Source organism: Pedobacter sp. UYP30 (assembly GCF_040547165.1).
GTDB lineage: Bacteria > Bacteroidota > Bacteroidia > Sphingobacteriales > Sphingobacteriaceae > Pedobacter.
On sequence record NZ_JBEPPD010000003.1, the window covers coordinates 125,607 to 138,839 of the forward strand.

Here is a 13,233-nt window from a genome sequence, read left to right on the forward strand (position 1 = left end):
AGGTATTATGCCAAAGGAAACGACAAGAAGAATGTTGTACCCTTAGAAGTGGAAGTAAAACTTACCGTACCTCCAGCATTGTCTATAGCTTGCTTAACAAAAGCTAAGCCTAACCCGGTTCCTGATGTTTTTGTAGTAAAATTAGGCACGAAAATTTGATCGTGGACATTGTTTGGAATCCCATTTCCGTTGTCTTTAATTTCTAAATAAACATTTTTCAGGTCATTTAGCAAGCTAACTTCAATCTTACAAAAGGTATTTTCTGTAGACGCCTCTATTGCATTCTTAAATAAATTATTAAAGGTTCTCAGCATCTGATCGCTATCGGCCATTATTTCAAGGGGCATCACAGACTTATCTAGTAGTACAATATGTACGTTTTCAGAGCTCTCATAAACCTCCGCAGATTTTTCTAGCACGGCAAGCACATTTATCTTCGTTAGTATGGCATCGGGCATTTTTGCAAAATGAGAAAATTCTGATGCTATTCTTGATAAGCTATCTATCTGTTCTATAAATGATTTGCTAAACCTGTTAAATTTTAACTCGAAGTTTACGTCATTTTCTTTCCAAGATTTCTCTAACAATTGTACGCCCAATCTAAGGGGTGTTAATGGGTTTTTTATTTCGTGTGCCACTTGTTTAGCCATTTCGCGCCAGGCACTTTCTCTTTCCGATCTGGCAAGTTTCTTCGCGCTCTCTTCCAGTTCGGCAATTAGGTTGTTGTACTCTTTTATTAAAGAGCCTAGCTCATCGTGCCTGCGCCAAATAATGGGCTCGTTACGTTGCCCCAATTTGGTCTTCCTAATGTTTTGTTGGATAAACGTAAGCGGGTTGGTGATCTGTTTGGCTAAAAATATGGCAAGCACACCGGTACCAACAAATACCAGCGCATAAATATTTATTAGGTTACTCAAAAACAAGGCAATTTTACTGCTATATTCTTCCTCGTTTAAATAATTGGGCAAACCAATAAAAGCAATCGTTTTGCTTTGAGCATTTCTTATTGGCGCATAAGCCGCAGCATACGTTAGTGTGCCTAATTTCTCTTGTGGATTAATGTATTCCGACCGCTGCATGTACTTGAGATAAATGTATGCCGAAGCACCCATTTTTCTACCTAACACCTTATAATTATAAAGTTTTGGATAAGTGGTGGTTACCAAGTTGCCATTTACATCGTATAAATTCAAGTCGGCATTATTTATTTCCGAAAAGCTCTCAAATCCAGCTAAGGCCGTTGCATCCTTATTAATTTTGTCTGTATTTAAAACCTGCTTTTCAAAGTTTTGCTGCACCGTTCTAATTTTTTGCTTAATGATGTCATTTTGTTGGCTGCGATATTCCTTATCCATATAGAAATAGGTTATCCAACCAACAATAATTAAAGTGGCAACCACAGCAAGCACCACAGACAGTTGGATTCGCGTTTTATATAGAATCTTATTGGCGTTGATCATCAAAGACCTATTTACCGTAAACCAGCCAACTTTATCGTCCTCTAAATTCTTAACAATCCATACTAAACCAAAAAGAACCAGTGAAAAAACTATAAAAACTATAAAAAAGAAGGAAAGCACAGCCATTCGCTCTATGTAATCTGGATTGGCTTTGCTAATAACAACCAATTTGCTTAGCGATGGCTTAAACACCAAGTGGTTATACCCCGACTTATTGTCATTTATATAAATGAAATCATTTAGCTTACCGCCAAACGCCATACCATTTAGCGGATAGGTAAAGCTGCCGCTTTGGTTTAGCAGCCTTTCATTGCTATACAGGGCTATCGAATATCCTTTAAAATCTTGGTTATTGATTAATTTTTGATCGCCAAGCAGATCCGGCAGTCGGTTGTTGTAGTTATATGGTTTGGATCTCAATTCAATAATTAACGTGCCAATCAAACCACCTCGTTGCACCACCGGAATTATGCCAAAATAATTCTGATAACCAAAGGTGTTATTTACCTGATAAAAATACATTGATCCATCTACCTTGATAGCGCCCGATTCTACTAAGTTTCTATACTTCGAAAAGGGTGCGGTGTTGGATAATGTTAATGGCTTACCCTCCTTATTGTAACTATAAACCTGAAAATCATACCGACTTAAATAACCCGCCAAAAAACTTTTGATGCTTGATTTAAACTCAGCGTAATTGACGCTCTTGTACTCGCTAAAAAAATTGGGGAGCAACTTCGCGGCCAGCAGTTTATCTTCTAAATCTCCGAGAGCCAAAATGGCATTTGGATCGTCTGAAGATTGCACTTTACGTGCTAAGGGCTCTCGTAAAGACTCTTCTGCAATGTTTTTATATTCTAAATATTTAACAGAAGTAATGAAGGATAAACAAATAAAAACGGCCGCAAAAAGTCCGATATTAAACTTAGAATCTTCTAGATAAACGTATCTAGCTACAAGAAACAACACTAAAAAAAATGCTATAAAAAACACATTAAACGCTGTGGCCAAATTGTAAATTAATACCACCAAAAAAGCAACACAGAGGATGTAGATTCGTTGCGTGTTTGAAACCTTTAATTGTTTGCTTGCAACTGCAAAAATGACTGTAATAAGGTAAAGCTGAAACCAAATTAAACAAACAATTACAATACTTAACCAACTAGAACCGCTTAACTTTAATATATTTATAATGTCGAAATTAATTTTGGAGTTATAGATAAGCCCAAAAAGAATGTCATCGGCCAATAGAGCCGTCGTACCTATAGCTACTAAAAACAGCAAGTGAATTAAAATTCCAGTCCAGCTATATTTTCTAACCCATTGTGGAAATTGATAGTATTTTCGATGATTAAAAACGAACAAGAATAGCCAAGTAAGCGAGGTAATATTAGCTATCAAATCTCCCAAAGAGGGCATTAAAAAACTTTGAGAATAAATTTTTGGGTCGAAAATCCCTGCCACAAACCGATGGTTGAACCACCCGTAGTATAAATCTGTTAACCGAAAAGCCAAGAAGAAAGCCGCCAGCAGTATCGTTCCAAAACCGATGTATCCCTTTTTAGCTATAAACGAGGCGAGCGAATTAAAAAAAGCCGCTATAAATAAAAGCCCTGCCACAAATAACCAAATTTGCAAGTCGGGCATATAATCTACCGGAAAATTCGGTTTCAATTTTAATGCGAATAGAAATTTATTATCTAAACTTCTAACCGCGTAAACTTCCTTATCTGTAAAAGACGCAAGTGTAATTTTTTTAGACGTAGACAACAGAGGGTCAATGGCATCGCTAAAATAACTGCTTTCTTTAAGCCCGTATTGTGATTGAATAGGTATAAAAAAAACAAAATCGAAATTTTCGTTGGTTTGCTTAATTACTTCATACCAACCGTTTGATAAAAACACCACCGAAGTGCCGCTTTTGATGGTCTTTGGATTTAGATTAGGAATTTTAAACGTACTCCAAAATTGTAATTTTTCGTTTTGATAACTATATAAGTTGATGCCGTATTTTCTATAGGTATCTATAAAACTTAAGGCTTCCTTAGCATTCTGTGGGAAGGTTTTTAGCCGTTCCACATTACCTTTTCCCGCTAAAAAATCTTTAACCGATTTTTCTTTCAACAAAAGATTATGCTCTACTTCTTTTGCATCATGGTCTAATATTTCGGCTTTGGTAGAAAATTGTCTTAGAGAAACTGAAGTAGCGATAAGTAAGCAGCCAAGCACAAGGAGCAAAAACCGAATTTTAATTCCAAAACCTACGCCCATTGTGTCTTATAGCAGTTACTTGTTTATAAACCTTATACAATCCTCAGTTTAGAGGCCTTGATACAAACTACACCATGGCGCTGCTCGTTACTAACGATCTATCTACCTTTTTTACCAAACCTTGTAAAACGTTTCCTGGGCCTACTTCAATAAATTCAGTTGCTCCATCGCTTAACATATTACTTACAGTCTGCGTCCACCTTACTGCTCCTGTAAGCTGTTTAATTAGATTCATTCTAATGTCGCTAGGTAAGTTATAAGGTTTTGCATCTATATTTTGATAAATTGGACATCTAGGTTGTAAAACTGTTGTTTGTTCTATGGCTGCCTGTAGCTCTACTTTTGCTGGCTCCATTAACGGCGAGTGAAATGCGCCACCAACATTTAATTTCAATGCTCTTTTTGCCCCAGCTTCGGTTAGTTTTGTACAGGCTGCGTCTATTCCTTCTATGCTACCAGAGATCACCAACTGCCCCGGACAGTTGTAATTTGCAGGAACGACTACAGCATCCACTTCTTTGCATATTCGCTCTACCACATCATCAGCTAAACCCAATATTGCGGCCATAGTAGAGGGCTGGCTTTCGCAAGCTTTTTGCATGGCATTCGCCCGTGCAACTACCAACTTCAACCCATCTTCGAAACCAAGCGCGTTTGTGGCGACTAACGCAGAAAATTCGCCCAAAGAATGGCCTGCAACCATATCTGGCTGAAAACTCTCGCCCATTAACTTAGCTATAATAACCGAGTGCAAAAATATAGCGGGCTGTGTTACATTTGTTTGCCTCAGCTCGTCTTCTGTCCCTCCGAACATAACATCACTGATCCGAAACCCAATAATCTCATTGGCCTGCTCAAAAAGTTCTTCGCCTAATTTATGTTGATAAAGTTCTTTGCCCATACCCACAAACTGGGCGCCTTGGCCAGGAAAAATATATGCTTTCATACTCATCGTCCCAAAACGGGAAATTTATTACTGGTTAAAAATTGTTCTTTTAAAAATGGTTTTTGAAACAGCCCTTTTTTAAACTCTATTAACTATGGCTATGGGGCTTGTTAATGTAAGCTAGCGGTAATCAACCTTAAAAATTCTGCCCTTGTGCGTTCGTTGTTTAAAAACGCGCCAGTAAATGCAGAAGTTGTGGTAACAGAGTTTTGCTTTTGGGCTCCCCGCATTGCCATGCAGAGGTGTTGGCACTCTATCACTACCGCAACTCCTTTAGGTTTCAAGGTGTCTTCTATACAATCTCTAATTTCGTTGGTTAGCCTCTCCTGCACCTGCAATCGGCGGGCAAAAGCATCTACCACCCTAGGGATTTTGCTAAGGCCAACAATATGCCCATTAGGAACGTAAGCAATATGTGCCTTACCAAAAAAAGGTAGCATGTGGTGTTCGCATAAGGAGTAAACTTCTATATCCTTTACCACCACCATTTGGCTATACTCTTCTTGAAACATCGCCGATTTTAGAATTTCTGCGGGCTTTAAATCATAACCGTGTGTTAAAAACTGTAAAGACTTTGCCACTCTCTCTGGCGTTTTTATTAAGCCTTCGCGATTAGGGTCTTCGCCAAGTTGCGCTAAAACATCTTTGTAAACCGCAGCCAAAGTGGCTACTCTACCTTCATCGTAACGGTCTATTTTAAGGTAGCCGTCTACTGTTTCACTGTCCATTTCCATGTATAATCTGCTTTTATTATCCGAAAAATTCTACGTAGTTATTCTCTGTTTCGTAGATCTTTATGCAGTGCAAAATTGCGCCACTTTTAGCAATGGCAGCAAAAAGCTGATCCCAAATGGCAATAGCCAAATTTTCTGTCGAAGCTAGTTTTCCTTTCATAAAATCTACATCTAAATTAATGTTTTTATGGTCTATTTTATCTACCACCAATTCATTGGTTAAATGCTTTAACCATTTCAAGTCTACCAAGAAACCCGTTTCAGGACTTACTTCGCCCTTCACGGTTACATATAACGAGTAGTTGTGACCGTGCCAGTTTGGATTTGAACATTTACCAAAAACTTCTAAGTTTTTATCTTCGTCCCAGTCTGGTCTAGCCAGTTTATGCGCCGCATTAAAAGATGCTTTCCGTGTTATATAAATCATTTTATCAAATAAAAAACAAATATACAGTTTAAGCAGCAAGCTACGAAAAGACACCAACTGCTTTTAAAACCACAAAAACTACCCATAATAATGCTGTTGTTGTTAAAGGATTATAAAACAAAAGCTACATTTACAAAATGAAAGCGTTGGTTGTAGCGGCTACAAAAGCCGAATTAGCTTCTGTTTATGGGCATTTTAACCTCCCAAACGAGCATTTTTCTAAATCCCCCCACTTCGATGTGCTTATTACGGGAGTCGGCATGGTGGCCACGGCATTTGCACTCGGAAATTTACCTGTTCTTAACAAATATAGCTTAATTGTTAATCTTGGTATTGCTGGCTGCTTTGATACAACAGTACCGCTGGGCAAAGTATTTAGCGTTACAAAAGATAGTTTTGCCGATTTTGGCGCAGAAGATAACGGAGGTTTTTTAAGCATCGACGAAATGGGTTTTGGAAAAAATACTTTTTTTAGTAAGTCATCATTAAACCTAGATCTGCCAAAAGCGGTGGGCATAACCGTAAATACCATCAGCGGAAACGCTAAAACCATAGCCGACAGACAGGGACGATGGTTGGCAGAGGTTGAAAGTATGGAAGGTGCCGCAGTTTTTTATGTTGCTGCAAAACAAAGAATCGATGCCATACAAGTGCGAAGTATTTCTAACTACGTAGCGCCTAGAGATAAAGGATCTTGGAATATAAATTTGGCCATAGAAAATTTAAACCAATGGGCTATTGAATTTTTAGAGCGGGCAACATATTTTTAGCTTTTCTGCGTTTTGATTTAACAATGACGCGTGCCATGTGCCGAAACTTTAATTTTGCTATATGAAACTTACCCTTGGTTTTTCTCCTTGCCCGAACGACACTTTTATATTCGATGCCTTGATTCACCAAAAAATCGACACTGAAGGTTTAGAATTCGAGGTTTTTTTTGATGATGTTGAAACCCTAAATCAGAAAGCGATGCGGGGCGAGTTAGACGTTTCCAAACTTAGTTTCCATACATTGGCTTTTACCGCCGATAAATATGCACTATTGGATGCCGGAAGCGCACTTGGCTTTGGAGTAGGTCCGCTACTGATAAGTAAAAAAAATAATGAAAATGATTTTGCAGCGTTGACAAAAGACGAATACAAGCAGTTAAGAGTTGGTATACCAGGAAGATATACCACCGCAAATTTTTTATTGGGAATCGCCTATCCAGACCTAACAAATAAAAAAGAAATGGTGTTTTCTGAGATAGAAAATGGCTTGCTGAATGACGAAATAGATTTGGGCTTGATCATACACGAGAACAGGTTTACATATCAAGATAAAAATTTACATAAAATTACAGATTTAGGAGCGTATTGGGAAAAACTTACCGGTTGTGCTATTCCATTAGGGGGAATTGTGGTAAGCAGAAAGTTAGACCGGGCTGTGCAATTAAAGGTAAACAGGTTGGTAAGGCAATCTGTAGAATATGCTTTTGCCCACCCCGATGCAAGTTTAGACTTTATTAAAGAACACGCCCAAACCATGCAAGAAAGCGTAATGCGCAAACACATAGACTTGTATGTAAACAACTATAGCATAGATTTGGGAGAGGAAGGTAGAAAAGCCATCGACATGCTTTTCTACTGGGCAAAAAGCCGCGGAATCATAACTGAAATTCCAGAGCATTTATACGTGTAAATAGGTTGTAACCGCTTTAATTTACCAACAGTTTATAGCCTTTTCCATGTACGTTTAATATTTCAACAGCGGGGTCTTCGCGCAGGTATTTTCTCAGCTTGCTTAAAAACACATCCATACTTCGTCCGTTAAAATAATTGTCGTCGTGCCAAATACTTAGCAACGCTTCTTCTCTTGTAAGTACCTCGTTCTTTTTTAGACAAAGCAAACGCAATAATTCGGCTTCTTTTGTAGACAGCTTTTGCTGGTTGCCACTAAAAGTGATAATTTGTATCGTATAATCAAAATGGTATTGGCCAATAGAAAACTTGGTTTCTTTACTTGCCGTAAGGTCATCTGCGTTCCCAGCAGCCCGTTTAAGTAGCGCATTTATCCGAAGTAAAAGTTCCTCAATTCTAAAGGGTTTGGTGATGTAGTCATCGCCCCCAAGATCATAAGCCGCAGACTTGTCTTCTAACATAGTCTTTGCTGTAGCAAAAATAATAGGTACGTGCTGGTTGAGCTTTCTAATCTCTTTGCCAAGTGTAAAACCATCTTTCTTGGGCATCATTACATCTAAAATACAAAGGTCGAAATGCTGTTGGGTGTTAAAGGCCTTTAAACCTTCATCACCGTCTACACAAAGCACTACCTCAAATTTTCCCTTAAGCTGTAAATAATCTTGCAGCAACAAACCGAGATTTGGATCATCTTCTACCAAAAGTATTTTTTTCATTCTATGCAGGTTTATATTGCTAATAAAGGTAACAAAATTTCGAAAGTGGTGCCTTTGCCTTTTTCGCTATCCACCTTAATTCGGCCATTAAGTCTTTTAACAATGTCTTGAACGTAATTTAATCCCAGGCCGAAACCTTTTACATCGTGCAAGTTACCGGTGGGCACTCTATAAAACTGATCGAATATTTTTTTACTGTGTTCTTTGCTCATGCCAATGCCATTATCGGTAATTTTAATAATCAAATTGTCAGAAGTGTTTTTTGTAGAAACGGTTATTTCTGGGCTATCTAAGCTGTATTTATTGGCATTATCTATTAAGTTATAAATAACGTTTGATAAATGAAGCTCATCACCAAAAACAGTAGATTGTTCAGCATCTAACTTTAGCGTTACCTTTGCATTCTTCTTTTGCAGCTGCAAATCCATGCTATCGATCACCACCAAAATCAAATCGTTCATGTCAACATCGCTGTTATCCATGCTATGTTCCTTTTTCTCTAACCGGGCAATGCTAAGCACCCGCTCTATGTGGTTGCCCAAGCGCACATTCTCATCATAAATAATATCTGCAAGTCGTTTTAACCTAGTTTTGTCTTCACTTACATCTGGATCTTTTAACGCTTCGCTCGCAATCATAATGGTAGAAACCGGGGTCTTAAACTCATGCGTCATGTTGTTGATAAAATCAGTTTTCATTTCAGATAACTTCTTTTGCTTAAGTATGGCGTAAAGCGTGTAGCTAAAAATAAATACCAACACCAAGAGCAAACCTATAGAAGAGGCGACTGTAGCCGTTAAATTAGAAAGAATAGCCGAATTTTTGTTGGGAAAACTAATCATCAAAACACCAGGATCTCTAAACAAGCCATTGTTATCTAAATTGGTAGCATACGTGTTAGCAGGATTGAAGGTATTTTGCGCCTTGCCGTTACTTACAAAAAGCACGGAATCTTTTTGCGCAAGACTTACCGAATAAGCAAAAGGTAGATTGATGTTGCTGTTTTTAAATTCTTTTTTTAGCAAAGGTTTTAGTTGGCTAAAATCTATCCGCTTATCTAAGGGTAAATTGGGCTGGCTCATTTCTTTTGCAACATCTTCCACCCGACTTAAATTTGAGGTGTATACAACGGCAGAATCTGATTTTAAAAAACGAACCTTTTGCTCAAATTCTCTTCTAGCCAAGAAATCTTCTTTCTTAAACTTCGTTTTCATGTCTGCCTGCATGGTAGCTAAAGAGATTAGCACAATTCGGCTAGTATTTGGGTCTTTGGCCACGTACCGGATAGTATCTGGCAATTTTCCGCCGTTAAAATTGAGCGTGCGCCTGCCAGAGGGCGTAAATTTTGTAGAAATTGATCCACTTACGATGTTAAAATTTTCGTCTACATTTGCATATACATCTAACCGAACTGGCGAATTTGAGCTTCGGCCATTCGTTGCATCGGCTGCCTTGAAATCACTCTCTGATAAAATAACAGGTTTAAGGTAGAACGATCTAATTACACTGTCTTGAGAAATTAGCTCAGCCTCGATTTGCCTCTGATGGCTCAAACGGTTTCTATCCAGCAAGGTTTCATAGTTCTTTTTCGCATCCGCAACCTGCAGTTCACGTTGCTCTAAATCCATTACCCGCTGTCTCTTATCTCTAGCTTCTTTACGGCTGTAATAATTATAAGCGTTGCGTTTTTGCAGTTTACCAACTACGGTTGTAAGCGTTTGATTTACTTGCTGATCGAAAAGTTGAGATTTTAGATTATACGCCTCCCTAATATAATACAGTTGCATTACAAAAACGCCCAACAAGGCCAAAGTCATTAAAATGGTGATGAACCAAAAACTTCTTTTCTTCATTCAAAGCAGCAAGAAAAATCTTTACAAAGGCTAAAATTTTCCACTTTCATCCAAAAATAGCTAAAGAAAACACCTATAAAAGTGGTTTAACATAATTTAACATCAAGATTATATGCTACTTAGTTATATTTTGCTGGCAAAATGCCAATACAGATGCCGGTAACCGGCTGGTATAGTTTACAAATGTTTTATGAGAATTAGTGTTGCCTATGCTGGCCGCTAAGGCCAAGCGCATAAAGATCTTATTAGGGAAGGTCTATAGGAAGCTCCACCAGTGTTTTATCCCAACCAATTTCCAAATTTGCGCCAAGTTGGGTTTTAACGAAGGTTAGAGATAGATATTCCAAAGGTTTGGGCAGCGCCTTAACAGGAACTTCGGCGCGCAACACGTCTTTTGTTGAATCATAAGTAAAGGCGCCCCACTTGTTAATTTGCTTGTTTAAAATGATGGTCCACTTATCTTTTCGGGGAATCGCAAACAGACTGTACGTACCCGGCTTAATTTTTTTGCCAGCAATTAAGGCTCTTTCAAAAAAAGTAATCTCGGTATTTTCGTTTGCTCCTAAACGCCAAACTTTTCCATATTCTTCTAACACTCCGAAAATAACGCGCCCTTTTAGCTGCGGCCTAGAATAAATAACCTTAATAATCGGCTTCTCTTCTCCATCGGTCTTAGTTTTGGCTGCGTTGATTGGATAATATAAAATATCTGCCGGACTAGCGTCTGCCGGCGGAAAAGAAACGATTTCGTTCGGCTTATTCTGCGCAGAAACCGTTAAATAAGCTAGAAAGAAAACAAATGAAAGGATTTTTTTCACCGATTTAGAATTTCACAAAGTTTTTAGCCATCGACTAGGCCAATCTAATATTTACGGCCTTTGTCTAACGCATTTAAAAATAGCCCCGCAGAAAGAAGGCCCAAAATTCCACCAACAATAGCAAAGATATAATTGCCTTCTACAACTATGGCCGTTAAAACCCCAAAAACAAGTCCAGAAAGGTAATATAGCCAATTGAAATTATTATCGCTATTTTTTTGTACGCTCATGATCTATTTTAATTTTAGGGCAAATGTACTATTTATTTTAATTCCTAACCAATAAAACTCATTATCAGCAAAGTGTAAAATTTAGGTCTACAAAGCAAAACTAATCAATCGATTGATTAGTTTTGTGCTACATTTAAAGAAAGGAAAAAAATGGTGTTGGAAAAGACGGATAAGAAAACTGCAATTTTAGCTGCCGCAGAAAAGCTTTTTTGTAGCGGAGGTTACGAAGGCACGTCTACTAGGCAGATAGCTAAAGAAGCTGGCTCTAATATGGCCATGATCAATTATTATTTTGGATCAAAAGAAGGCGTTTTTATGGACATTATGACAGATCGCATTGCGGCTTTTTCTACCATATTAAAAACCATAAGCGAAGACGAAATCCCCGCAATAGAGAAATTACATAGAGTAATAGAAAGCTTGGTTGATCGAATTCTATCTAATGTGCCTTTTCATAAAATGATGAATAGAGAGCTATCTCTTTCATTGCGACCTGAAATGTACATTAGAATTAAGGAGTCATTAAGAAAGAATATGCAGATTATAGAGCAGATTTTAATTAAGGGGATGGAAGATGGAGATTTTAACAGGATAGACGTTAGGATGGCTATTGCCACCGTAATGGGCACAATTACCAACGTGATTACCTATCCAGCAAAAATATTGTCCTCATCATCTTTTGATATAGATAACCCGAAGGATAAAAAAATAATTAGGGAACGTTTGGTAAAGCACCTTGAAGATTTAATGACAACTTTCTTAAAAACAACTACCAATGAAATTTAAAACAATTAAGTTCTTACTCGCCTTAGTATTGGCGCCTTCTATATTGTTGGCACAAGAGATAAAGGAATTAAATTTAAACCAGGCAATAGCGCTCGGCATTGCCAACAGCAAAAATTTAAAGCTTTCTCAAAGTAAAATAGACGAAGCAATAGCACAGTTAGAAGTGGTTAAAGACAGGGTTTTGCCTTCGGCCGATGCTAGTTTATTATACACCCACGCAGAGATACCCGCCAATACGCTAATCTTGGGAGGCAGCCCTAACGCCATCCATCTTCCAAAAAGGACAGACGCTTTTATAGGTTCCGTAGCCGTTAAGGAGTTGGTTTACCAAGGTGGAAAGCTGAAGCTTGCAGAACAATCTACCAAACTATTGGCAGACGTAGCCCGATTAGACGCCGATAAAAGCAAAGAGGAAGTTACATACGCGGTAATAGATATGTATTACAGTCTATTTAAAATTTCACAGAGTGAAAAGGTAATCGATCAAAATTTAAACTCTATTGATGCTCAAATTAAGCAATCGCAGCAATTTTTTGATCAAGGCTTGGTAACCAAAAATGATGTGTTACGGTTTAAATTGCAAAAGGCAAACGTTAACCTAACAAAATTAGATGCTGAAAGCAATAAGAAAATTATAACTTATAATTTGGATATATTGCTTGGACTGACAGAGAATACAGAAGTTAAAATTGAAGATCCGATGCTTGGCGCAATGAATCCTACTGCTATGAGCAATTATTTAACCATGGCACTGGCAACCAGACAAGATCTGAAACAACTAGATTTGCGAAACAAGGCTGCAGAATTAAATATAAAAACGGTCAAAGCAAATGTATTGCCAACTGTGGGCGTGGCTGCAAACCTGTATTATATTAATCCTAATGGATTTATCCCGCAGGCAAACCAATTTGTGGCGCCGGTTACTGTCGGTGGATCTATTTCATGGAACTTCGACGCGTTGTGGACCAACAAAAACAAAGTAAGCCAGGCAAAAATTCAGCAGAACGAAATTACCCTACAAAAAGATATTTTAACAGATCAAGTAAAGCAAGAAATCAACTCAAACTATCAGGCTTATAAAGTTGCTGTAGATAAAATAAACATTTTACAAACATCAATTACGCAAGCTACAGAAAACGACAATTTGCTTGCTGCCAAATACAAAAATAATATTGCATCAGTTACAGATCGGATAGATGCAGAGACCTTGCTATATCAAGCAAAAATAAATTTAGAAATAGCCAAGGCAGATGCCGGTCTAGCATATTACAGACTATTAAAATCAACAGGAAAAATTACCCAATAAATAAAAC

Annotated in this window: 12 protein-coding genes; 4 read left to right on the top strand and 8 right to left on the bottom strand. The window is 37.9% G+C overall.

Annotated features, from left to right (window positions below; all coding sequences use genetic code 11):
- Positions 1-5 precede the first annotated feature (5 nt).
- From ABIB40_RS04830 to ABIB40_RS04845, 4 genes are all read right to left on the bottom strand, one after another.
- Positions 6-3,731 carry a sensor histidine kinase gene (locus ABIB40_RS04830; protein ID WP_354356549.1) on the bottom strand — a complete coding sequence of 1,242 codons (3,726 nt, stop codon included), beginning with the start codon at positions 3,729-3,731 and terminating at the stop codon, positions 6-8.
- Between the two features lie 67 nt (positions 3,732-3,798).
- Positions 3,799-4,677, bottom strand: a complete 879-nt coding sequence (gene fabD, locus ABIB40_RS04835; RefSeq protein ID WP_354356551.1) for an ACP S-malonyltransferase — start codon at positions 4,675-4,677, stop codon at positions 3,799-3,801.
- Positions 4,678-4,787: 110 nt separating this feature from the next.
- Complete coding sequence (gene folE, locus ABIB40_RS04840; RefSeq protein WP_502931051.1) at positions 4,788-5,405, bottom strand: GTP cyclohydrolase I FolE; 618 nt, start codon at positions 5,403-5,405, stop codon at positions 4,788-4,790.
- Between the two features lie 22 nt (positions 5,406-5,427).
- Positions 5,428-5,838, bottom strand: a complete 411-nt coding sequence (locus ABIB40_RS04845) for a 6-pyruvoyl trahydropterin synthase family protein (protein WP_354356555.1) — start codon at positions 5,836-5,838, stop codon at positions 5,428-5,430.
- 137 nt (positions 5,839-5,975) lie between these two features.
- Between ABIB40_RS04845 and mqnB the strand changes: the two genes are divergently transcribed.
- Both mqnB and ABIB40_RS04855 read left to right on the top strand, forming a co-directional pair.
- Positions 5,976-6,608 carry a futalosine hydrolase gene (mqnB, locus tag ABIB40_RS04850; protein ID WP_354356557.1) on the top strand — a complete coding sequence of 211 codons (633 nt, stop codon included), beginning with the start codon at positions 5,976-5,978 and terminating at the stop codon, positions 6,606-6,608.
- Between the two features lie 61 nt (positions 6,609-6,669).
- Positions 6,670-7,518: a menaquinone biosynthesis family protein gene (locus tag ABIB40_RS04855; RefSeq protein WP_354356559.1), complete on the top strand. Its 849-nt coding sequence runs from the start codon at positions 6,670-6,672 to the stop codon at positions 7,516-7,518.
- A gap of 16 nt (positions 7,519-7,534) precedes the next feature.
- Here ABIB40_RS04855 and ABIB40_RS04860 read toward each other — a convergent pair whose 3' ends face one another.
- The 4 genes from ABIB40_RS04860 to ABIB40_RS04875 all read right to left on the bottom strand — a co-directional run bounded on the left by ABIB40_RS04860 (position 7,535) and on the right by ABIB40_RS04875 (position 11,134).
- Complete coding sequence (locus ABIB40_RS04860) at positions 7,535-8,233, bottom strand: response regulator transcription factor (protein WP_354356561.1); 699 nt, start codon at positions 8,231-8,233, stop codon at positions 7,535-7,537.
- Between the two features lie 11 nt (positions 8,234-8,244).
- Positions 8,245-10,086, bottom strand: coding sequence for a sensor histidine kinase (locus tag ABIB40_RS04865; RefSeq protein WP_354356563.1), 1,842 nt, complete (start codon positions 10,084-10,086; stop codon positions 8,245-8,247).
- A 245-nt stretch (positions 10,087-10,331) separates the two neighbouring features.
- A complete protein-coding gene (locus ABIB40_RS04870; protein ID WP_354356565.1) occupies positions 10,332-10,904 on the bottom strand; it encodes a DUF2911 domain-containing protein in 573 nt (190 codons plus the stop codon).
- Positions 10,905-10,948: 44 nt separating this feature from the next.
- Positions 10,949-11,134 (bottom strand): hypothetical protein, encoded by a 186-nt coding sequence (locus tag ABIB40_RS04875; protein ID WP_354356567.1) that lies wholly within the window; start codon positions 11,132-11,134, stop codon positions 10,949-10,951.
- Between the two features lie 150 nt (positions 11,135-11,284).
- Here ABIB40_RS04875 and ABIB40_RS04880 point away from each other — a divergent pair, with 150 nt between their 5' ends.
- Positions 11,285-11,920 carry a TetR/AcrR family transcriptional regulator gene (locus tag ABIB40_RS04880; protein WP_354356569.1) on the top strand — a complete coding sequence of 212 codons (636 nt, stop codon included), beginning with the start codon at positions 11,285-11,287 and terminating at the stop codon, positions 11,918-11,920.
- The gene (locus ABIB40_RS04885; RefSeq protein WP_354356571.1) at positions 11,910-13,226 is read left to right on the top strand and encodes a TolC family protein; all 1,317 of its coding nucleotides are present in this window, start codon (positions 11,910-11,912) and stop codon (positions 13,224-13,226) included. Before ABIB40_RS04880 ends, ABIB40_RS04885 begins: the two co-directional genes overlap by 11 nt.
- Positions 13,227-13,233 lie beyond the last annotated feature (7 nt).